The following is a 21,675-nucleotide window of genomic DNA, read 5'->3' as shown; positions in this document are numbered from 1 at the left end:
ATCATTGTAATCAAATAGCCGATTACATGATTTTCAGCGGGTACGACACGATCAGACGCAGTTCGTCGATAGACGACGAGCCGTAGTACACACCATCAGACGAACGATAAGTTGCTTGACGTACACGCAGGCTCAGGTCTTTTGCTGGACCGCTCTGGATGACGTACTTGCCTTCGATGTCGCGTTCCCACTCTTTGCCGTTCGACGTGGTTGCGGTGTTGGCGCCGCTACCGGTGATGTAGGCAGCGCCAAAGGTCAGGCCTGGTACACCGAAGGATGCCATATCGAGGTCGTAACGAGCCTTGAACGACTTCTCGCCTTCGGCGTTGAAGTCGGAACGGGCAACGGAGTTGGCCAGGAAGACTGTGCCGCCGCCATCGATACCGTAGCCGTAGTCGCCATCGCCGCTGACCTTCTGAGCCGCCAGGGTGAAGGTGTGCGCGCCGAGGGTGTAGGCACCCTGCAAGCTGAATGCACGGTTGTCGAGCTTGGTCACGTCGTCTTTGTAGGCGCGTTGCAGGCCTTCGCCCGAGCTCTTGGTGTCGTAGATGTTGAAGTCCACGGCCACCGACTGGTCATCGCCCAAGGCGTGAGTCCAGTTGACGTTGGCGTAGAGTTTGCGCCAGTAGTCTTCGACTTTGGAGTAGTAGAGGCTGGTGGTGAACTCTGGAGTCCAGGAGTACACGCCGCCGAAGAAGTTGGCCTGCTTGATGCCTCGGCTGGTTTCAGGGAAGTCGAGGATACTGTCCTTGAAGGTCTGGGACTGCGCGACGCTGGAAGTGAAGTGGCCGCCTTCGAGCTTGAGGCCCTTGATCTCGGTGCTGGTCAGCGAGATACCTTGTGGCAGTTCCGGCAGCAAGCGGCTGTCGTCGGAAGCGAACACAGGTGCGGTGGTGTATTGGTCGCCGATTTTCAGGACAGTATTGGACACGCGGAACTTGATGGCGCCGCCGCCTTTGGAGTAGTCATCCTGGGCGCGACCATCCGAGCCGTTGGGGAACAGGCCGGTGCCGTTACGGCCCTTGCCGCTGTCCAGTTTCACGCCCAGCAGGCCGATCACGTCAACACCCACACCGACGGTGCCTTGGGTGAAGCCCGATTGGTACAGGCCGTTGAAGCCCAGACCGGTCTCGTTCGTGTAGCTCTTGCCGGAATCGTTGTTACGGAAGTCCCGACGGAAGTTCAGCAAACGGGTGTTGATGCTGAAGGAACTGTCGTCAACAAAGCCTTTGGAATCGCTTTGGTCGGATGCCATTGCGAACTGTGAGGTGCCTGCTGAAACAGCCAGGGCGATCATGCTCCACTTCATCACGCGCATCGTGATTTGCTCCTTTGGTTTTTAGGAAGAGTACTGCCGTCCCACCTGTATTTTTGTCTGGGCGGCTCTTTCTTTTTGTGTCGGCGCAAAGGTATATCACGCTGACAATACTTGGCGATACTTGCCTATCTTTCCTTTCAGCTTCTTTACGAGGCTGTCGTAAATTGCTAGATCCGTGTCGCAAATTCACAGTCCTTAATGTAACGGGACTGACAACTTCAATGCTGTTTTCAAACAGTTTTCAACCGTTGAATCCTTCCTTGGCATGCATTGAAACGCTGCTGTTTTTATCGCGTAACACCTACTTCCAGGCAGGGGTTGTTGCCGACGATATGAGTCTGAATGCAACAAGCGTGCACAAAGCGGTAACCGAATGTCATTTTTTCGTGAAAACTGTGATCCCCGTGTAAAAACCGCATAAGCACGGGGTTTTTACGCCGTTTGGTTTGGGCTTGACGCTGGGGTATTACGCCTGTGCATTCATCCGTAAACAGTATCCCAAAGCAAAACGTTACCGGTTCACCCCTTCAAGTGGGTAATTGGCGGATCTCTATGAGGCACAAGTGAGTCATTTTGGTGCGCCCCGCTGAAGCCCGACTTAGCGTAGTCGAAATATCCGCCTGCATCGAAAAGGTGCAGGTCTTTTTGTCGGGTGGCGTCTTCGTCGTGAAGGCGCACGCATTCGAAGGTATGCTGGGCGCCTGAAACTGACCTGCCGAATGGAGTGCCCGCGGTGTTTGCCCTAGACCAACGCCTGCAACAAGACACGCTGGCCATTGGGGATTTCCCCCTGTGCCGCCTGCTGCTGTCCAACGACTCGAATTACCCCTGGTTCATCCTCGTGCCCCGCATCAACGCTATCAGTGAAGTGTTTCAACTGGATGTCGCCGACCAGCAGACTTTGTGGCAAGAGACGACAGCCCTCGCCCAATTGCTGAACGAAGGCCTTGGCGCTGACAAGATGAACATCGGCGCGCTCGGTAACGTGGTCAGCCAGTTGCATGTGCATGTGATCGTGCGCAGGCGCGACGACGCCGCCTGGCCGGCACCGGTATGGGGCAAGCATCCCGCCCGGCCTTACACCGACGCGCAAGTGACGGCCATTCGTGCGCGCCTGCGTGAACTGTTGCCGGCCGACTTTATCTTTACCCAGGGCTGAACCATGGACTTGCAAGACCGCGTCAACGACCTGGAAAGCCGCCTGGCCTTTCAGGACGACACCATCGAAACCCTCAATGACATCCTGGTCACCCAGCAGCGGGCGGTCGAACGCCTGCAAATGCAGATGACCGCGCTGCTCAAGCGCCAGGAAGAAATGGGCGGCCAGTTCGAGACCGCCGAAGAAGAAGCCCCGCCGCCTCACTATTGATTGGCGTGCAATAAAAAACCGCGATCCAGCCAGTGCTGGATCGCGGTTTTTTTGTTGCGAAGGTTAAATCAGCGACGCGGCAGTGCTGCGATCACATCTTCAGCTTGCAAGCCCTTGTCGCGGTTCATCACGGAGAACTCCACGCGCTGGCCTTCCACCAGGACGCGATGACCTTCGCCACGGATGGCCCGGAAGTGGACGAAGATATCGTCGCCCGAATCACGGGAAATAAAGCCGAAGCCTTTGGAGGTGTTGAACCACTTGACGGTGCCGGTATCGCGGTTGGTCATGTCGTAGTTTTGCGACGCGGCCGCAGGCGACGAACGGTAGAAGCTGATCGCCAGGTGAAGAACGATGGCGACCACTGCAATCACCAGGCTGAGCAGGATGGCCGGGTGGCCACCGACTTCAGGCATGGGTGCCAGGAGGGTGAGGGTTTGCACGACAACGGTCAGTACCAGCAGCGCGCTGACCAGGTTTTGCAGTTGATGACGTGTGCCTTTGTTCCAGTAAGGAATCACCGGTGCCAGCGTCAGGTTAAGAAGGCCGAACAAGGCCAGGTACAGAGCGTCATGTTGTTGCAGGTAGGGCAGGCTTTCAGGCTGCAGGCTCGGGATAAAGGACAGCAGCAACGCTGCAACGCCCGTTAGCAGGTGGACGATTTTCAACATTTTGATTAACTCACGTTAAGACGGATCACAAGGAAGAGCTGACTGGCACGGTTCGCTTCTGAACAATGGGAGGCGTTGAGCACGTGCGCGGGTATCAGCCTATGTAGCGTGCCGCAAACATTAACGGCAGCTACACGCCGTCTATTTAACAGCAAAGGCTGTGCCTACTCAAATCAAGCATTTCAGGGTATTGCGACGGCGTGGGCATTTCTGCGGCAAAGGCTTGTCCTAGACGGGTGTGGGTGTTTTTGAGTGGGGTTTTGAGAGTTTTCCTACATGGTCGGCGGCTAGCCCTGCGTCGGTCAGTACCAGTTGGAAGGGTCAATTTGCCGCATGTCCTGCCTGGGGTCTCGGCTGCACAAGGTCGACTCTCTTGCTAGAGTGGTCCTGCACCTGATCAATGAACGTTCGTCAATTGAAGGGGAAAAACATGGCAATCGATATTGGTATCAGTGAAGAAGACCGTAAATCCATCGTCGATGGGCTTTCGCGGCTGCTGTCCGATACCTACGTACTGTATCTGAAGACCCACAACTTCCATTGGAACGTCACGGGCCCGATGTTTCGTACGCTGCACTTGATGTTTGAAGAGCAGTACAACGAACTGGCGCTGGCGGTGGACTCCATCGCCGAGCGTATCCGTGCCCTGGGCTTCCCGGCACCGGGCGCCTATTCGATCTATGCCCGCCTGTCTTCGATCAAGGAAGAGGAGGGTGTTCCCAGCGCCGAAGAGATGATCAAGCAACTGGTGGCGGGCCAGGAGGCGGTTACCCGTACCGCGCGGGGTATCTTCCCACTGCTCGACAAGGTCAGTGATGAACCGACCGCCGACTTGCTGACCCAACGTATGCAGGTTCACGAAAAAACCGCGTGGATGCTGCGTTCCCTGCTCGAAAATCAGTAAATACGCACCCACAGTGGCGCCGTCCTGGCGCCACTTGCCGTTTCCCTTCGCTTCCTGGCGTTGTCCTACAACTATCAACTCCACGTCTTCTGGTCGCCAGCGTCCTCCTGCTGTTTTATAGGCCCACTGTCCCATGGGACAAGCCCATGGGCTGTTGTTTGGCAATGGAGTGTCAGGTGTATGTCACGCGGAGTGGGTAATGGAGTGATGGAGGCGTGTGGCTTCCATAAGATAAAGGTCGATCCCTTTGCAAAGGGGTTCGACATGGGCCTGGCCAGGCCCTTGTCCCGATCGGTCAGGCTCAACGGGTTTTCCACGTGCCTGCGGCTTGAGCAGATCTATTGGAACATCCTCACGGAAATCGCCAGGATCAATGCCTGTTCCGTCAGTGCGTTGCTGTCTTATGTCGATCGGGAAGTGCATTTGCGTTACGGGGGAGTGAAGAACTTCAGTGGCCTGGTCCGGGTAGTGTGTGTAGTTCATGCTTTAAGGGGCCACGTAGATCCACAGAACCACGGGTAAACCTGCGGCTCCGAGCGCGGCCTGCTGTCCAGGCGGGCCGCGCCTCCGGCACAAAGCCGGCTGCGCTGCCTTGATTTACCCTATATAATCCCGCGCTTTGCTGCGTGTGCCTGGTCTACTCTCCAATGGGCAGGCGTGGCGCAGTAATGATCTGATCGCCGAGACATCGCCATGCCCATGTACGACTATCAATGTGCTTCCTGTGGTCATCAGTTGGAAGCCATTCAGAAGATCAGCGCAGCACCGCTGGTCGATTGCCCAGCCTGCCAGGCGCCGGAGCTCAAGAAGATGTTGTCCATGCCAGGCTTCCGCCTGAGTGGCAGCGGCTGGTACGAGACCGACTTCAAGACCGGCTCGAAGAAGAATCTGGCCGGCGGCGACAAAGCAGACTGAGTTGAACTCTACGCGCAGGCTCCTGCATTATCCGTCCCCTGGCTTAAATGTACGGTGACGAGGCAGGCCTCCACCGAATTTCGAATTACGAGAAGTGAAACCACTACCATGATGCGCAGCCACTATTGCGGCCAACTGAACGAGACCCTGGAAGGTCAGGAAATCACTCTTTGCGGATGGGTTCACCGTCGCCGCGACCACGGCGGGGTAATCTTCCTCGATATCCGTGATCGTGATGGTCTGGCCCAGGTGGTGTTCGACCCGGACCGCGCCGAGAGCTTCGCCGCCGCCGACCGCGTGCGCAGCGAATACGTCGTGAAGATCACCGGCAAGGTGCGCCTGCGTCCGGCCGGTGCCGTGAACAAGAACATGGCTTCTGGCGGCATCGAAGTGCTGGGCTACGAACTGGAAGTGCTGAACGAGTCGGAAACCCCGCCGTTCCCGCTCAATGAGTTCTCCGACGTGGGCGAAGAAACCCGCCTGCGCTATCGCTTCCTCGACCTGCGTCGTCCGGAAATGGCCGAGAAGTTGCGTCTGCGCTCGCGCATGACCACCAGCATCCGCCGCTTCCTCGACGAGAACGGCTTCCTCGACGTAGAAACGCCGATCCTGACCCGGGCCACCCCGGAAGGCGCGCGTGACTACCTGGTGCCGAGCCGCACCCACGCCGGTTCGTTCTTTGCCCTGCCGCAATCGCCGCAGCTGTTCAAGCAACTGCTGATGGTGGCCGGCTTCGACCGTTACTACCAGATCGCCAAGTGCTTCCGCGACGAAGACCTGCGCGCCGACCGCCAGCCGGAATTCACCCAGATCGACATCGAGACCAGCTTCCTCGATGAAAAAGAGATCATGGGCCTGACCGAGCAAATGATCCGCAACCTGTTCAAGGAAGTGCTGGGCCTGGAGTTCGGCGATTTCCCGCACATGACCTTCGAAGAAGCCATGCGCCGCTACGGTTCCGACAAGCCAGACCTGCGTAACCCGCTGGAACTGGTAGACGTTGCCGACCAGCTCAAGGCCGTCGACTTCAAGGTGTTCAGCGGCCCGGCCAACGACCCTAAATGCCGCATCGCCGCCCTGCGTGTACCCGGCGGCGCGAGCATGCCGCGCAAGCAGATCGACGACTACACCAAGTTCGTCGGCATCTACGGTGCCAAGGGCCTGGCGTACATCAAGGTCAACGAGCGCGCCAATGGCGTTGACGGCCTGCAATCGCCGATCGTCAAAAATATCCCGCTGGACAACCTGAACGAGATCCTCGATCGCGTTGGCGCGGTTGACGGCGACATCGTGTTTTTCGGCGCCGACAAGGCCAAGATCGTCAGCGAAGCCCTGGGCGCGCTGCGGATCAAGCTGGGTCACGACCTGAACCTGCTGACCTGCGAATGGGCGCCGATGTGGGTCGTTGACTTCCCGATGTTCGAAGAGAACGACGACGGCAGCTTCAGCGCCTTGCACCACCCGTTCACCGCGCCGAAGTGCACGCCGGCCGAGCTGGAAGCCAACCCGGCTGGCGCTCTGTCCCGTGCCTACGACATGGTCTTGAACGGTACTGAGCTGGGTGGCGGTTCGATCCGTATCCATCGCAAGGAAATGCAACAGTCGGTCTTCCGCCTGCTGGGCATCAACGAAGCAGAACAGGAAGAGAAGTTCGGCTTCCTGCTCGACGCCCTGAAATACGGCGCGCCGCCCCACGGTGGCCTGGCTTTCGGCCTGGATCGCCTGGTGATGCTGATGACCGGCGCCCAGTCGATCCGTGAAGTGATCGCCTTCCCGAAAACCCAGAGTGCTGCGGACGTCATGACCCAGGCTCCAGGTGTGGTGGATGCCAAGGCGCTGCGCGAGCTGCACATCCGCCTGCGCGAGACGCCGAAGGCTGAGTAAGGCTGCGGCGTGCAAGCGCATTGAGTTCCACGCAGTCTAAAAAGGCGCATCTTCGGATGCGCCTTTGCGTTACAAGGGTTGCATCCTGCCTGGGGCAGGGTTGACAAGGTTTCTACAGAATTTCGGAGTTGTGTTATGGCTGGCCATTCCAAGTGGGCGAACATCAAGCACCGCAAAGAGCGTCAGGATGCCAAGAAAGGCAAGATCTTCACCAAGTGGATCCGCGAGCTGACCGTCGCTGCCCGCCAGGGCGGTGGTGACCCGGGTTCCAACCCGCGCCTGCGCCTGGCGCTGGACAAGGCTCTCGGCGCCAACATGAGCCGCGACATCATCGACCGCGCCGTGGCCCGTGGTGCCGGCGCTGCCGATACCGACGACATGGTCGAGCTGACCTATGAAGGCTACGGCCCGGGCGGCGTGGCGGTGATGGTCGAGTGCATGACCGACAACCGCAACCGAACCGCCGCGGCGGTGCGCCATGCGTTCAGCAAGTGCGGCGGCAACCTCGGTACCGACGGTTCGGTGGCTTACCTGTTCGAGCGCAAAGGGCAGATCACCTTTGCCCCAGGCACGGACGAAGACGCGCTGATGGAAGCGGCGATGGAAGCGGATGCCGACGACGTGGTGACCAACGAAGACGGTTCGATTGACGTGTTCACTTCGTTTGCCAGCTTCTACGCCGTGCGCAACGCCCTCGAAGCGGCCGGCTTCAAAGGCACTGACGCGGAAATCGTGATGTTGCCGACCACCAGTGCCGAGCTGGACTTGGACGGTGCGCAGAAGGTGCTGAAGCTGCTGGATATGCTGGAAGACCTGGATGATGTGCAGAACGTCTATTCCAACGCAGATATCCCGGAAGACGTAGCCGCACAGCTAGTCTAAGGGTTGATGTAGATCAAAATGTGGGAGCGGGCTTGCCCGCGAATACGGTGTGTCAGTCGCTGAAAATGTTGGCTGACCCACCGCCTTCGCGGGCAAGCCCGCTCCCACAGCTGATCTTCTTTGTCGCAAGAATTGTGTTTACCCAACCCGCAGGCGTTATGACTTTAATCCTAGGTATCGACCCCGGTTCGCGCATCACCGGTTTTGGCGTGGTGCAACAGACCCCGCGCGGCTGCATCTATGTGGCCTCGGGTTGCATCCGTACCGGCGCGGGCGAGTTGGCCGAGCGCCTGCAGATCGTCTATCGTGGCGTGCGTGAAGTGATCCAGACCTACGGGCCGGTGACCATGGGCATCGAAAAGGTGTTCATGGCCAAGAACGCCGATTCGGCGCTCAAGCTTGGCCAGGCCCGTGGCGCTGCCATCGTCGCCGGGGCCGAGGAGGGCATGGAGATCGCCGAGTACACGGCGACGCAGGTCAAGCAGGCCGTGGTCGGTACCGGTGCAGCCAACAAGGAGCAGGTGCAGATGATGGTCATGCACATGCTCAAGCTCACCTCAAAGCCGCAAATCGACGCCTCCGACGCTCTGGCCATCGCCATTTGCCATGCGCACACCCGCTCCAGCCTGTTGCCCCACGGCCTGGGTACGGCACGCAGTCGTGGCGGGCGGCTGCGTCTCTGATAGCATCAGCGCAATCGTTTTTCCCGGTCTGGTCTGTGCCTGACCCTCAAGCTTTAAGGATTTGAACCGTGATTGGACGCTTGCGCGGCACCCTGGCTGAGAAACAGCCGCCGCACCTGATTCTGGATGTCAACGGGTTGGGGTATGAGCTGGAAGTGCCCATGACCACCCTGTATCGCCTGCCGTCGGTCGGCGAGCCGATTACGCTGCACACCCATCTGGTGGTGCGTGAAGATGCGCAATTGCTCTATGGTTTCATTGGCAAGCGCGACCGTGACTTCTTCCGCGAGTTGATTCGCCTCAATGGCGTTGGCCCGAAGCTTGCGCTGGCCTTGATGTCGAGCCTGGAAGTGGATGAACTGGTGCGTGCCGTATCCGCCCAGGACACCTCGGCGCTGACCAAGGTGCCGGGTGTCGGCAAGAAGACTGCCGAGCGCCTGCTGGTGGAACTCAAGGACCGTTTCAAGGCCTGGGAAGTCGTGCCGAGCATGTTTGCCCTGGTGCCGAACCAGCCGGACATGCCAGCGGCCCAGGTCGCCAGCGCCGAGAGCGATGCGGTCAATGCGCTGATTTCCCTTGGCTACAAGCCGCAGGAAGCCAGCAAGGCCGTGTCGGCCATCAAGGACAAGAACCTGAGTGCCGAAGACATGATCCGCCGCGCCCTGAAGGGAATGATTTAAGTGATTGAAGCAGATCGTCTGATCGCGGCCACCGGCCCGCGCGACCGTGAAGAAGTGCAGGACCGCGCCATCCGCCCCCTGAGCCTGGCCGACTACATCGGCCAGCCCACCGTGCGCGAGCAGATGGAGCTGTTTATCCAGGCCGCGCGTGGGCGCAGTGAGTCGTTGGACCACACGTTGATCTTCGGCCCACCGGGCTTGGGCAAGACCACGCTGGCCAATATCATCGCCCAGGAAATGGGCGTGTCGATCAAGTCCACCTCCGGCCCGGTGCTGGAGCGTCCGGGTGATCTGGCGGCGCTGCTGACCAATCTTGAGCCGCACGACGTGCTGTTTATCGACGAGATCCACCGGCTGTCGCCGATCGTCGAGGAAGTGCTGTACCCGGCCATGGAAGACTTCCAGCTCGACATCATGATCGGCGAAGGACCGGCTGCGCGCTCGATCAAGCTCGACCTGCCGCCCTTCACACTGGTGGGTGCCACCACCCGCGCAGGCATGCTGACCAACCCGTTGCGAGACCGTTTCGGCATTGTTCAACGTCTAGAGTTTTATAGCACCGCAGACCTGGCGACCATCGTCAGCCGTTCGGCGGGCATTCTCGCCTTGCCGCTGGACCCGGAAGGCGCGTTCGAAATCGCCCGGCGTGCCCGTGGCACACCGCGGATCGCCAACCGTTTGCTGCGCCGCGTACGTGACTTTGCCGAAGTGCGCGCCAAGGGCCATATCACCAAGGCCGTGGCCGACCTGGCCTTGAACCTGCTGGATGTGGATGAACACGGCTTCGATCATCAGGATCGGCGTCTACTCTTGACCATGATCGAGAAGTTCGACGGCGGCCCGGTGGGCGTCGACAGCCTGGCGGCCGCGATCAGCGAAGAGCGCCACACGATCGAGGATGTGCTGGAACCGTACCTGATCCAGCAGGGTTACATCATGCGCACCCCAAGGGGCCGAGTGGTGACGCGGCATGCCTACCTGCACTTTGGGTTAAACATTCCGTCACGATTGGGTGAGATGCCCGTGGTAGACGAATTCCTCGATGCAGTGGACGATTAAAAGCATTACGCAAGTCGATTTATTCGACGTTTGTGCTGTCCTAGTGGCTGGTGTCGTCATTCAGTCAGTGGAAATATTCTTCAGAATGAAGAGCGGGAATGAAAAAACAGTTGCGGGCTGGATTGGCAACCTGAGGAGTAAGCACTAGAGTATGCGCGCGCAAAACGGGGATCAGTCGTTCGCACATCGCTGTCGCGTTTATTACGAGGACACCGATGCGGGCGGCATCGTGTATTACGTCAATTATCTCAAGTTCATGGAGCGGGCTCGCACCGAGCGGCTACGGGAGCTGGGCTTTGCCCAATCCCAGCTGGTAGGGGAGGACCTGTTGTTTGTCGTGCATTCCAGCGAGGCGCGGTATCACGCGCCGGCGCGGTTGGACGATGAACTGCTGGTCAGCGCTGAAGTAATCGAATTGAACCGTGTCAGCCTGCGCTTTAAACAGCAGGTCAGGCGGGCAACGGATGCAACGCTGCTCTGTGAGGGGCAGTTCCTGGTGGCTTGTGTGCGCACCAATAGTTTGAAACCCCGGGCCATTCCCGAAGCTCTACGTGCGGCCTTTGCCGGCGTAAGCGGCGCGGGTAAACAATCAAAGCAGGAGATTTAGCGTGGAACCTACCGTCGTCGACCATTCCTCCATGTGGAGCCTGGTCAGCAATGCCAGTGTCGTGGTTCAACTGGTAATGCTGACCCTGGTAGCCGCATCGGTTACCTCTTGGGTCATGATTTTTCAGCGCAGCAACCTGCTGCGTGCCGGTCGACGTGCCCTGGAGAGCTTTGAAGAGCGCTTCTGGTCGGGTATCGACCTGTCCAAGCTTTACCGCCAGGCGGGCAGCAACCCGGACCCGGATTCGGGCGTCGAGCAGATCTTCCGCGCCGGTTTCAAGGAATTCTCCCGTCTGCGCCAGCAGCCAGGCGTTGACCCGGAAGCCGTGATGGAAGGCGTGGCCCGCGCCATGCGCGTGGCCATCTCCCGCGAAGAAGAGAAGCTTGAGCAAAGCCTGCCGTTCCTGGCCACCGTCGGTTCCGTGAGCCCGTACATCGGCCTGTTCGGTACCGTGTGGGGGATCATGAACTCCTTCCGCGGCCTGGCCCAGGCCCAGCAAGCGACCCTGGCCACCGTGGCCCCGGGTATCGCCGAAGCCCTGATCGCCACCGCGATCGGCCTGTTCGCTGCTATCCCCGCAGTAATTGCCTACAACCGTTTTGCTGCCACCAGCGAAACCCTGATTGGCCGTTACTACACCTTCGCCGATGAATTCCAGGCGATCCTGCACCGTAAAGTGCACACCAGCGAAGAATAAGCAGGTAATTCACAATGGCTTTAATCGCTCGAGCTCGCAAAAAGCGCAAGCCGGTCGCCGAGATGAACGTAGTGCCCTACATCGACGTGATGCTGGTACTGCTGGTTATCTTCATGGTGACCGCGCCGATGCTCAATCAGGGCGTGAAGGTTGATCTGCCCAAGGTTTCCAGCGAAGCCTTGCCGCAAGACAACAACACCCAGGTCCTGACCATTTCGATCAAGGCTGACAAGACCTACTACTGGAACCTTGGCAGCGAAGTCGATACCCAGAAACAGCAGGACAAGGCCATGACCTTGCCGCAGATGACCGACGCGGTGACCAAGATCATCCGCTCCGGCAACGAAGGCGGCAAGCACACCCAGGTGTTCATTCGTGGTGACAAGGTTGTCGACTACGGCTCTGTCATGGGCGCCATGGGCGGGCTGCAGAAGGCCGGCGTCGGTAACGTTGGCTTGATTACCGAGGCGCCCTGATGCAGCAGCAGCGAGAGCCGTCCGCCTCGGAAAGCTACTTCTGGCCTAGCGTCTGGGCAATTGCCCTGCACGTCCTGGTGTTTGGCATGCTGTTCGTCAGCTTTGCCATGACCCCGGACCTGCCGCCAGCCAAGCCGATCGTGCAGGCGACCCTGTATCAGCTGAAATCGAAAAGCCAGGCCACCACCCAGACCAATCAGAAGATTGCGGGTGAGGCCCAGAAGTCGGCTGCGCGCCAGACTGAAGTCGAACAGATGGAACAGAAAAAGGTCGAGCAGGAAGCGGTGAAGGCTGCTGCGGAACAAAAGAAAGAAGAGGCGGCTCAAAAGGCCGAGGAATCGAAAAAGGCTGACGAAGCGAAGAAGGCCGACGAGGCGAAAAAGGCTGATGAAGCCAAGAAAGCCGAGAAAGCTGCCGAAGCCAAAAAAGCCGAAGAGAAACAATTGGCTGATATAGCCAAGAAGAAATCTGAAGAAGAAGCCAAGAAAGCTGCCGAAGAAGAGGCCAAGAAAAAGGCCGCTGAGGAAGCCAAGAAGAAAATAGTCGAAGACGCGAAGAAGAAAGCCGCCGAAGACGCCAAGAAAAAAGCTGAAGCAGACGAGGCGAAGAAGAAAGTCGCCGATGATGCGAAGAAGAAAGCTGCCGCCGACGCCACCAAGAAAAAGGCCCAGGAAGCAGCACGCAAATCCGCCGAAGAGAAAAAGGCCCAGGCCTTGGCAGATTTGCTTTCCGACACGCCGCAGCGTCAGCAAGCCTTGGCCCGATGAACGTGGTGATGAAGTCGCGGGCAGTTTCGACGACCTGATTCGGGCACGGGCAGCAGAGGGTTGGACGCGTCCACCTTCGGCACGCAAAGGCATGACAGTAGTGCTGCAGATCGGCATGTTGCCGGACGGTACGGTGACTTCGGGTCAGCGTGGCCAAGTCCAGTGGCGATGGTTCGTTCGACAGTTCGGCGGTTGCAGCGGTCAAGAACATTGGCCGGTTGACCGAGATGCAGGGAATGAAACCAAGCGACTTCGCTCCCTATCGTTCATTCAAGATGACATTCACACCTGAGGATCTAGCCTTGTGAGAAACCTTCTTCGAGGAATGCTTGTCGTTATTTGCTGTATGGCAGGGATAGCGGCGGCGGATGAAAAAAACATCCTGGTCACCAGCGGTAGCGATCGGGCCACCCCGATCGCGGTAGTACCGTTTGGCTGGCAGGGCGGCAGCGTGCTGCCGGACGACATGGCCCAGATCGTCAGTGACGACCTGCGCAATTCCGGTTACTACGCGCCGATTCCAAAAGGCAACATGATCAGCCAGCCGAACCAGGCCAGCGAAGTTGTGTTCCGCGACTGGAAAGCCGTGGGCGCGCAGTACCTGATGGTCGGCAATATCGTGCCAGCCGGTGGTCGCCTGCAGATCCAGTACACCTTGTTCAACGTGGCCACCGAGCAGCAGGTCTTGACCGGCAGCGTGTCGGGCACAGCTGAACAACTGCGTGACATGGCTCACTACATTTCGGACCAGTCGTTTGAAAAACTCACCGGTATCAAGGGTGCTTTCTCGACGCGTCTGCTTTATGTAACGGCTGAGCGTTTCTCGGTAGACAACACGCGCTACACCTTGCAGCGTTCGGACTATGACGGTGCTCGCGCCGTGACCCTGCTGCAATCCCGTGAGCCGATCCTGTCGCCGCGTTTTGCGCCGGACGGCAAGCGTATTGCCTACGTGTCCTTTGAACAGAAGCGTCCGCGCATCTTCGTCCAGCACATCGATACTGGCCGTCGTGAGCAGATCACCAACTTCGAAGGCCTCAACGGCGCGCCAGCCTGGTCGCCGGATGGTTCGCGCCTGGCGTTCGTGCTGTCCAAGGATGGCAACCCGGATATCTACGTGATGAACATGGCTTCGCGCCAGATCTCCCGCGTGACCAGCGGCCCAGGTATCAACACCGAGCCGTTCTGGGGCAAGGATGGCTCGACCATCTACTTCACTTCCGACCGTGGCGGCAAGCCACAGGTCTACAAGGCAAGCGTGGGCGGCGGTGGTGCGGAACGTGTGACCTTTATTGGTAACTACAACGCCAATCCGAAGCTTTCGGCTGATGAAAAGACGTTGGTGATGATTCACCGTCAGGATGGTTTCACTAATTTCCGGGTTGCGGCCCAGGATTTGCAGCGCGGAACCGTAAAAATCCTCACAGATACCAACCTTGATGAGTCAGCCACTGTTGCGCCCAACGGCACCATGGTAATCTACGCCACCCGCCAGCAGGGCCGGGGAGTCTTGATGCTCGTATCCATTAATGGACGCGTAAGGCTCCCACTTCCTACCGCTCAAGGCGAAGTCAGAGAACCATCCTGGTCCCCTTACCTGAACTGACGCGGCGCTACAAAAAGAAGTACTTAACACACTGGGGTTCATTAGGAGTTTCACGATGGAAATGCTGAAGTTTGGTAAGTTTGCTGCTCTGGCTCTGGCTCTGTCCGTAGCCGTTGGTTGCTCGTCTAAAGGCGGCGACAATGCCGGTGAAGGCGCAGCTGTTGATCCAAACGCTGGTTACGGCGCTAACACTGGTGCAGTTGACGGCTCCCTGAGCGAAGAAGCTGCTCTGCGCGCTATCACCACTTTCTACTTCGAATACGACAGTTCGGACCTGAAACCAGAAGCCATGCGCGCTCTGGACGTTCACGCGAAGGACCTGAAAGCTAACGGCGCTCGCGTTGTTCTGGAAGGTAACACCGACGAACGTGGTACTCGTGAGTACAACATGGCACTGGGCGAGCGTCGTGCGAAAGCCGTTCAGCGCTACCTGGTACTGCAAGGTGTTGCTCCAGGCCAACTGGAACTGGTTTCCTACGGTAAAGAGCGTCCAGTTGCTACTGGCCACGACGAGCAGTCCTGGGCTCAAAACCGTCGCGTCGAACTGCGTAAGTAATTCGTCATGCGAACGTGCCGTCGTGCTCTAACTGTATTGGCTCTCAGCCTCGCACCGCTTGCGGTGTGGGCTGCGGTTCCTGTGGAAGATAGCAACTCTGGCTATAACAATAGCGGGAGCAGTTATCCGCCAGCGGGTTATGGCACGAACGGCGCCTATGCGGGGGGAGCGGCTACGTCCGCTCCCTCGGCACAGGGCGAACTGTTCAACCAGCTGCAACGCATGCAGGATCAATTGGCGCAGCAGCAAGGCACCATTGAAATTCTGCAAAATGAAGTGCGTCAGCTGAAGCAAGAAGGCCTGGAGCGTTACCAGGATCTTGATCGACGCATTGGAGCCGGCGTTGCACCTGCCGCAACTCCTGATAATTCTTCTGCCGGTGGCGCGCCTAGCGCAGCCATCGGCGGCGCAGCAGCAGGGGCGGCTGCCAGCCAAGCCCCTGCCGCGAGCAGCGAACCGGGTGATCCTGCGAAGGAAAAGCTGTATTACGATGCAGCCTTCGACCTGATCAAGGCCAAGGACTTCGATAAAGCCAGCCAGGCATTTAGCGCTTTCCTGCGCAAATACCCGAACAGCCAGTACGCGGGCAATGCCCAATACTGGTTGGGCGAGGTCAACCTGGCCAAAGGTGATCTCCAGGGCGCTGGCCAGGCATTTGCCAAGGTCAGCCAACTGTATCCCAAGCATGCCAAGGTGCCAGATTCGCTGTACAAACTCGCTGATGTAGAACGCCGCCTGGGTCATACCGACAAGGTCAAAGGCATTCTGCAGCAAGTGGTTGCCCAGTATCCGGGGACTTCCGCTGCCCAGTTGGCCCAACGGGATCTGCAACGCTTGTAAGCAAAGCAGCCCGTTTAGAAGAAACCCGCGCCTGGCGCGGGTTTTTTCGTTAGAATCCACGCCCTTTTATGAAACACGCTTTTGGGGGCCCACGCGTTGGCGGGGTTTCTTGAAGTGCCTGACGGAGGCGGACAGCCTGTTTAGCTGTTACGCCCGTGGCGACTATGCAAGACACATTACGTATCACCGAAGTTTTTTACTCGTTGCAGGGTGAAACGCGCACTGCTGGCCTGCCCACCGTATTTGTGCGCCTGACCGGTTGCCCGCTGCGCTGCCAATACTGTGACAGCGCCTACGCCTTCAGTGGCGGCACTGTGCGCACCCTCGACGACATCCTCGAACAGGTTGCCGGCTTCCGGCCACGCTACGTCTGCGTGACGGGCGGTGAGCCCCTGGCGCAACCCAATGCCATCCCCTTGCTCAAGCAGTTGTGCGACGCCGGTTACGAGGTGTCCCTGGAAACCAGCGGCGCCCTGGATATTTCTGCGGTCGACCCACGTGTAAGCCGGGTCGTCGATCTCAAGACCCCAGGTTCCAAGGAGTCGCATCGCAACCTCTACGAGAACATGGACTTGCTGACGGCCAACGATCAGGTCAAGTTCGTTATCTGTTCCCGTGACGATTACGACTGGGCGAGCTCCAAGCTGATCCAGTACGGCCTGGACCGTCGCGCAGGCGAGGTGCTTTTTTCTCCCAGCCACCACGACCTGAACGCCCGCGACCTTGCCGACTGGGTCGTGGCGGACAACCTACCGGTGCGCCTGCAATTGCAGTTGCACAAATACCTTTGGAACGACGAGCCAGGACGCTGACATGACTGCACAAACCAACGATCAAAAACGCGCCGTAATCCTGCTGTCCGGCGGCCTCGACTCCGCCACCGTAGTCGCGATGGCGCAAGCTGAAGGCTACAGCTGCTACACCATGAGTTTCGACTACGGCCAGCGCCATCGTGCCGAACTCAACGCCGCAGCCCGTGTAGCGCGCGACATGGGCGTGGTCGAACACAAGGTCATCGGCCTGAACCTCAACGGCATCGGCGGTTCTGCCCTGACCGACAGCAGCATCGACGTGCCGGAAGCGCCGAGTGAAGGCATTCCGATCACCTACGTGCCGGCGCGCAACACGGTGTTCCTGTCCCTGGCCCTCGGCTGGGCAGAAGTGCTCAACGCCCGCGACATCTTTATCGGCGTCAACGCCGTGGATTATTCCGGCTACCCGGACTGCCGCCCGGAATTCGTCGAGTCGTTCGAACGCATGGCCAACCTGGCGACAAAGGCCGGTGTAGAAGGGCAGGGCTTCCGCATCCTGGCGCCGCTGCAAAACCTCAGCAAAGCCGATATCGTCAAGGCTGGTGTAGGACTTGGCGTCGATTACTCGCTGACAGTTTCCTGCTACCAGGCGGACGATGACGGCCGTGCTTGTGGGAAATGCGACAGCTGCCGACTGCGTGCAGAAGGCTTCCAAGCGGCCGGAATTAAGGACCCAACGCGTTATTTCTGATTTATTTAAAATAAGGTGTTGAATAATCCTTAGAAATCAGTATTATACGCGCCACCACACAGCGGGTCGTTAGCTCAGTTGGTAGAGCAGTTGGCTTTTAACCAATTGGTCGTAGGTTCGAATCCCACACGACCCACCATTTTTGGCGGTTTAGAAAATCCGGAAGGCCCACGCAAGTGAGGATTTCCGGGTTTTTTTTTGTCCGCGATTTAGCGCGGTCTACCTGGCTGGGCCATTTCGCAAAAGTCGATAGCCCCACGTCAGGAAGACCCCATGCGTCACCTCAACCACATCACCCGCGCATTCCAAACCTCGTCCATCGGCGACATCACCTTCCATTTCGACCCCCGCCATCAGCCTGAACTGTCCACCCTGGTCCAGCGCTTCCTCGCCGCACCGCACCAACACACCACCCTCGACCTACCCGAAGCCACCCGCGGCGTGTTCCTGCTGGAGGGCGAGCGCCGATGGGTGTTGAAGCACAACAAACTGGAACACTGGAAAAAACAGCTGCAAAACTACCTGGGGCTCAAGCGCGCGTTCGGCCTGCACGATTTGACCAACGAGTTCATCAACCTGTCCGTGGTGTCTGCCAAGTCCGCCAGCGTGCCGCGTGTCGCCGGGTTCGGCTATAAAACACGCTTCCCGTTCCTGAAAGAGGAATACCTGCTGGTGGGTTTTTTTGAAGATCATTGCAGCGTGGATGATCGACTGATCGCGCACCCGGAGCAGGCCGGTGAGCTGCTTCCACGGGTCTTCCGATTGTTTGCGCAGATGCTCGCCGAAGGGTTTGTGCACATGGATCCGCACCCCAAGAATATTTTGATCGCACCGGACGGCCAGCTACGCCTGATCGATTTTGAGTGCTGCGCCCATTCGGTGATCGATCACGATTTCAGCCTGGGTTTCCTGATGGGCTATTTCTATCACTTCTGGATCAAGCGCTTCGTCACCCTCGACGCCTATCGTGTGCTCTGTGAGCGCTACCTGATGGACGAGCAGCCGAACCTGCAACGCGCCACCTTCGATCCGGTATTCGAACGCTTCCTCACCCAAAAAGTCTCGCGCACCACACGCTACAGCATTCTCACCAACCCCAAGGCCCAGGCCGCCTTCAAGCTGGCTCCCGCCACTCACCCTTGACGCACTCAGCGGCGTTTGCCAAACACTGACTTCGGCGTCTTGCCGAAGAATCGCGTAAACGCCGCGCTGAAGTTGTTCGGGAATTTGTACCCCACCTGGTAGGCCGCCTGCGCCACCTGGCAGCCGCTTTCCAGCAGGGTGTAGGCCTTGCGCATGCGAATCTCGTTGAGCATGCGGTGCGGGGTGGAGTTGAAGCGGTAGTGCAGGCCTTCCTTGAGCTTGAACTCGTTGAGTCCAACCGCCGCACAGAGATAGGGGATGGTCAGCGGTTGGTCCATCTGCTCGATCATGATGTCGCGCGCACGCTCCAGTTTCTCGATGTCGGTGGCGCTGAATTGCAGGCTTTCCGGGAGGGTGGCGGGGCTCAGCAACTTGAGCTGTTCGGAGAGCAGGCTCAGGGTGTGGATATGCATGTCCAGCGTGCCGGTCACGCCGTGGTTGAGGTAGCGGGTCAGGGCGCTGGCATGGCTGGCACTGGCGGCCGAGGTCTTCTGGAAGGCCAGTTGGCGCACGTTGCCGTTGCCGAGGATCTGCTGGGTACGCTGCTCGCCGATGTACTTGTTGAGCATGCTCTCGCCAATCAACAGGCGCAGTTGCGACACCGTCGCGCCGGCTTCATAGCAGCGCTCGCCCAGGCTGAGCTGGAACGACGTGATGGTGGTGAAGCCCGCCCTGAACGACACCGCCGCGCCATCCGCCCCTTTGTAGCCGGAATCACCCTGCATGCCGAAGGTAATCACCAGCATGTGGCGGTTGTGCGGGCTGACGGTTTCTTCAATCAGGTTGCGCGTCGGGCGATAGCGCGAGCGCACCACCATCAGGTCGTCATCGAAGCTCAGGCGTTCCGAATAGCACTCGCCCAGCTCTTCCGGCAACTGCTGGCGCATCCAGCCGCAGTCTTGCGTGCTGACCAGCCGCGAGTGCGTTGACGCGACTCGATACGACTGGGAAATCTTTTGTAAAGCCGACACGTTCAACGCCCTCCCTAGATTTGGCTCCGATTCGCATATGGATTGATCCGAAATCCATACGGACATACATGATAAGCATTCGCATTAATGAATAGCATGTTTCCCCATCAACTGCCATCGCCACGACGCGGCCATGGGGCGAATCATTGAAGGGGAAAGCGTTTGAACACAGGGGTTTTCAGCGGTGTGCTGGTGTGTTGCCTGGGCAGTGCAAGCGTTGCCGTGGCACAGACCGAACTGGCACCGGTCAAGGTCACGGCCAACAAGATCGAGCAGGCGCAGGAAGAAGTCCCGGCGAGCCTGTCGGTGATCACCGGCGAAGACCTGCGCAAAGGCAACATTGACGACCTGGAACGCCTGGCCCGTACCACGCCGGGCTTCACCTTCCAGCCGTTCGGCCAGTCCGGCACCAACCTGCCGGTGGTGCGTGGCCTGAGTTCCGGGGCGACGGCGTTTTCTTCCTCGATGCTGATGCTCGTGGACGGCGTACCGACCCTGATGGGGCAGGGCTTCGACCACAACCTGCTGGGCGTCGAGCGCATCGAGATCCTGCGCGGTCCGCAGTCCACCCTGTACGGGCGCAACGCCGAAGCCGGGGTGCTGAGCATTCACACCCGCCAGCCCGGCGATACGCCTTACGCGCGCCTCGAAGCCGGCACCGGCAGCCGCGACCTGCGCACGCTGAGCGCGGACGCCAGCACGGCGTTGGTGCCCGGCACCTTGTATGCCGGCGTCTCCGGCCAATGGCGCGAGCAGGACGGCTTTATCGACAACGCCTATAAAGGCGGCCAGGCCGATGACCGTGAGCGCCACAGCGCGCGCATGGTGCTGCGTTGGACGCCAACCCTGGCCACCGACGTCAACCTGCGCTACAGCCGCCAGGACTACCGCGACGGCGGCTCACAATGGGGCGCCGCCACCTCGACCCGGCGCGAAGTGCGTTCCGGCACGCCCAGCTGGAACCACTCCAGCGGCCGCAGCCTGTCGCTGGACGTGCAGCACACCTTCGACTCCGGCGTGACACTGCGCTCCATCACCGCCCGCAACGACTTCTACGACCGCCTGCAACAAGACACCGACTTCCAGCCGGCCGACCAACTGCACCTGGCCCGCGACTACCACTTCAACACCCTGTCCCAGGAATTTCGCCTCGAAGGCCAGTGGCACGACAACCAGTGGCTGCTCGGCGCCTATGCCGACCGTGACGACCACGACCTGTCCTACCAGCAAAAACTGCCTCTGCGCCTGACCGAGACCGCCAGTCAGTTGGGCGGCAACACCAGCGCACTCTTCGGCCAATGGCTGATGCCCCTGGCCGAGCGCTGGACTCTCACCCTCGGCGCCCGTGCCGAGCAGGACAAAGTGCACATCGACCCCGCCATCGGCACCCGCCAGAGCGCCAGCTGGCAACGCTTCACCCCCAAGGCCGCGCTGCAATACGAATGGCAGCCCGACGCCTACGTCTACGCCAGCTATGCCGAAGGCTTCCGCGCCGGCGGCTTCAACGCCTTCTCCAGCGCCGCCAACTACCCCGGCTACGACCCGGAAAAAGTCAAAACCTACGAACTCGGTGCCAAGGGTTGGCTCGCCGACAAACGCCTGCGCTACTCGGCCGCGGTGTACTTGATGGACGTGCGCGACATGCAGGTGCAGCAGATCATCCAGCCCGGCGTGGTGTACATCACCAACGCCGCCACCGCGCGTTCCACCGGGCTTGAATTGGAGGCCGACTACCTCGTCGCCGACAACTGGCGCCTGGTCAGTTCCGTGGGCCTGAGCCGCACGCGCTTCAAGCTGTTCAGCGAAGGCAGCAACGACTACAAGGGCAATCACAACCCCTACGCGCCGGACCTCACCGGCCACCTCAGCCTGCGCTACGACGCGCCGGCCGGCTGGTACGCCCAGGGCGGCGTCAGCGCCGTCGGCAAGACCTACCTCGACGCCGCCAACCAATACAGCCGTGGCGGCTACGGCCTGATCGACCTGACGGCCGGCTACGACTTCAGCCACTACGGCATCAGTGCCTACGTGAACAACGCCGCCGACAAGCGCTACGACGCCGTCGGCTACCTGAATGGCACCACCCGCGTGTACAGCCCGGGCCGCGAAGTCGGCCTGCGGCTCAGCTATGAACTGTGAGCGAT

At 59.4% G+C, this 21,675-nt stretch carries 23 protein-coding genes, 1 tRNA gene and 1 pseudogene; 22 read left to right on the top strand and 3 right to left on the bottom strand.

The features are described from left to right. Positions 1 to 22 precede the first annotated feature (22 nt). Positions 23 to 1,318, bottom strand: a complete 1,296-nt coding sequence (locus PSH87_RS22310) for an OprD family porin (protein ID WP_017738034.1) — start codon at positions 1,316 to 1,318, stop codon at positions 23 to 25. Between the two features lie 733 nt (positions 1,319 to 2,051). Between PSH87_RS22310 and PSH87_RS22305 the strand changes: the two genes are divergently transcribed. Together PSH87_RS22305 and PSH87_RS22300 are read left to right on the top strand one after the other, a co-directional pair. Next, positions 2,052 to 2,477, top strand: coding sequence for an HIT domain-containing protein (locus PSH87_RS22305; protein ID WP_017738033.1), 426 nt, complete (start codon positions 2,052 to 2,054; stop codon positions 2,475 to 2,477). 3 nt (positions 2,478 to 2,480) lie between these two features. Then, the gene (locus PSH87_RS22300; RefSeq protein ID WP_257781290.1) at positions 2,481 to 2,687 is read left to right on the top strand and encodes a SlyX family protein; all 207 of its coding nucleotides are present in this window, start codon (positions 2,481 to 2,483) and stop codon (positions 2,685 to 2,687) included. A 68-nt stretch (positions 2,688 to 2,755) separates the two neighbouring features. On the opposite strand, the gene PSH87_RS22295 is transcribed toward PSH87_RS22300, so the two are convergent. Beyond that, entirely contained in the window at positions 2,756 to 3,358 is a 603-nt protein-coding gene (locus PSH87_RS22295; RefSeq protein ID WP_005790922.1) for a cold-shock protein, read from the bottom strand. 430 nt (positions 3,359 to 3,788) lie between these two features. Between PSH87_RS22295 and PSH87_RS22290 the strand changes: the two genes are divergently transcribed. The 19 genes and pseudogenes from PSH87_RS22290 to PSH87_RS22200 all read left to right on the top strand — a co-directional run bounded on the left by PSH87_RS22290 (position 3,789) and on the right by PSH87_RS22200 (position 18,560). Beyond that, a complete protein-coding gene (locus PSH87_RS22290) occupies positions 3,789 to 4,262 on the top strand; it encodes a Dps family protein (protein ID WP_003193874.1) in 474 nt (157 codons plus the stop codon). A 180-nt stretch (positions 4,263 to 4,442) separates the two neighbouring features. Beyond that, positions 4,443 to 4,784 carry a ribbon-helix-helix domain-containing protein gene (locus PSH87_RS22285; protein ID WP_026136956.1) on the top strand — a complete coding sequence of 114 codons (342 nt, stop codon included), beginning with the start codon at positions 4,443 to 4,445 and terminating at the stop codon, positions 4,782 to 4,784. 171 nt (positions 4,785 to 4,955) lie between these two features. Beyond that, positions 4,956 to 5,177, top strand: a complete 222-nt coding sequence (locus PSH87_RS22280; protein ID WP_010208103.1) for an FmdB family zinc ribbon protein — start codon at positions 4,956 to 4,958, stop codon at positions 5,175 to 5,177. A 108-nt stretch (positions 5,178 to 5,285) separates the two neighbouring features. After that, positions 5,286 to 7,061, top strand: coding sequence for an aspartate--tRNA ligase (gene aspS, locus PSH87_RS22275; protein WP_305431165.1), 1,776 nt, complete (start codon positions 5,286 to 5,288; stop codon positions 7,059 to 7,061). 135 nt (positions 7,062 to 7,196) lie between these two features. Then, positions 7,197 to 7,943, top strand: a complete 747-nt coding sequence (locus tag PSH87_RS22270; protein ID WP_017738028.1) for a YebC/PmpR family DNA-binding transcriptional regulator — start codon at positions 7,197 to 7,199, stop codon at positions 7,941 to 7,943. 158 nt (positions 7,944 to 8,101) lie between these two features. After that, entirely contained in the window at positions 8,102 to 8,626 is a 525-nt protein-coding gene (ruvC, locus tag PSH87_RS22265; RefSeq protein ID WP_005790910.1) for a crossover junction endodeoxyribonuclease RuvC, read from the top strand. A 68-nt stretch (positions 8,627 to 8,694) separates the two neighbouring features. Then, complete coding sequence (gene ruvA, locus PSH87_RS22260) at positions 8,695 to 9,306, top strand: Holliday junction branch migration protein RuvA (RefSeq protein WP_003193868.1); 612 nt, start codon at positions 8,695 to 8,697, stop codon at positions 9,304 to 9,306. Beyond that, positions 9,307 to 10,365: a Holliday junction branch migration DNA helicase RuvB gene (gene ruvB, locus PSH87_RS22255; RefSeq protein WP_305431164.1), complete on the top strand. Its 1,059-nt coding sequence runs from the start codon at positions 9,307 to 9,309 to the stop codon at positions 10,363 to 10,365. A gap of 151 nt (positions 10,366 to 10,516) precedes the next feature. Further along, entirely contained in the window at positions 10,517 to 10,972 is a 456-nt protein-coding gene (ybgC, locus tag PSH87_RS22250; protein WP_017738027.1) for a tol-pal system-associated acyl-CoA thioesterase, read from the top strand. Position 10,973: 1 nt separating this feature from the next. Beyond that, entirely contained in the window at positions 10,974 to 11,669 is a 696-nt protein-coding gene (tolQ, locus tag PSH87_RS22245; protein WP_015885609.1) for a protein TolQ, read from the top strand. Between the two features lie 23 nt (positions 11,670 to 11,692). After that, entirely contained in the window at positions 11,693 to 12,145 is a 453-nt protein-coding gene (gene tolR, locus PSH87_RS22240; RefSeq protein WP_161630238.1) for a protein TolR, read from the top strand. Continuing rightward, positions 12,145 to 13,220: pseudogene (gene tolA, locus PSH87_RS22235) on the top strand (cell envelope integrity protein TolA). The gene tolR and the pseudogene tolA overlap by 1 nt, the downstream one beginning before the upstream one ends. Before the next feature lie 17 nt (positions 13,221 to 13,237). Further along, positions 13,238 to 14,518: a Tol-Pal system beta propeller repeat protein TolB gene (gene tolB / locus PSH87_RS22230; RefSeq protein WP_032865025.1), complete on the top strand. Its 1,281-nt coding sequence runs from the start codon at positions 13,238 to 13,240 to the stop codon at positions 14,516 to 14,518. Positions 14,519 to 14,573: 55 nt separating this feature from the next. Then, positions 14,574 to 15,074: a peptidoglycan-associated lipoprotein Pal gene (gene pal, locus PSH87_RS22225; RefSeq protein WP_003209827.1), complete on the top strand. Its 501-nt coding sequence runs from the start codon at positions 14,574 to 14,576 to the stop codon at positions 15,072 to 15,074. A gap of 6 nt (positions 15,075 to 15,080) precedes the next feature. Continuing rightward, positions 15,081 to 15,914 (top strand): tol-pal system protein YbgF, encoded by an 834-nt coding sequence (ybgF, locus tag PSH87_RS22220; RefSeq protein WP_305431163.1) that lies wholly within the window; start codon positions 15,081 to 15,083, stop codon positions 15,912 to 15,914. 164 nt (positions 15,915 to 16,078) lie between these two features. Next, a complete protein-coding gene (gene queE / locus PSH87_RS22215; RefSeq protein WP_017738023.1) occupies positions 16,079 to 16,726 on the top strand; it encodes a 7-carboxy-7-deazaguanine synthase QueE in 648 nt (215 codons plus the stop codon). Position 16,727: 1 nt separating this feature from the next. Next, the gene (gene queC, locus PSH87_RS22210; protein WP_305431162.1) at positions 16,728 to 17,417 is read left to right on the top strand and encodes a 7-cyano-7-deazaguanine synthase QueC; all 690 of its coding nucleotides are present in this window, start codon (positions 16,728 to 16,730) and stop codon (positions 17,415 to 17,417) included. 63 nt (positions 17,418 to 17,480) lie between these two features. Next, positions 17,481 to 17,556, top strand: a tRNA-Lys gene (locus tag PSH87_RS22205). Positions 17,557 to 17,690: 134 nt separating this feature from the next. Further along, complete coding sequence (locus tag PSH87_RS22200; RefSeq protein WP_305431161.1) at positions 17,691 to 18,560, top strand: phosphotransferase; 870 nt, start codon at positions 17,691 to 17,693, stop codon at positions 18,558 to 18,560. A 5-nt stretch (positions 18,561 to 18,565) separates the two neighbouring features. Here the strand turns inward: PSH87_RS22200 and PSH87_RS22195 are convergent, their stop codons facing one another. Then, complete coding sequence (locus PSH87_RS22195; RefSeq protein ID WP_026136953.1) at positions 18,566 to 19,531, bottom strand: AraC family transcriptional regulator; 966 nt, start codon at positions 19,529 to 19,531, stop codon at positions 18,566 to 18,568. Between the two features lie 162 nt (positions 19,532 to 19,693). Between PSH87_RS22195 and PSH87_RS22190 the strand changes: the two genes are divergently transcribed. Continuing rightward, positions 19,694 to 21,670, top strand: a complete 1,977-nt coding sequence (locus PSH87_RS22190) for a TonB-dependent receptor (RefSeq protein WP_305431159.1) — start codon at positions 19,694 to 19,696, stop codon at positions 21,668 to 21,670. Positions 21,671 to 21,675: the final 5 nt, after the last annotated feature.

Source organism: Pseudomonas sp. FP453 (assembly GCF_030687495.1).
Taxonomy (GTDB): Bacteria; Pseudomonadota; Gammaproteobacteria; order Pseudomonadales; family Pseudomonadaceae; genus Aquipseudomonas.
This window is presented reverse-complemented; position numbering and strand designations above follow the sequence as displayed.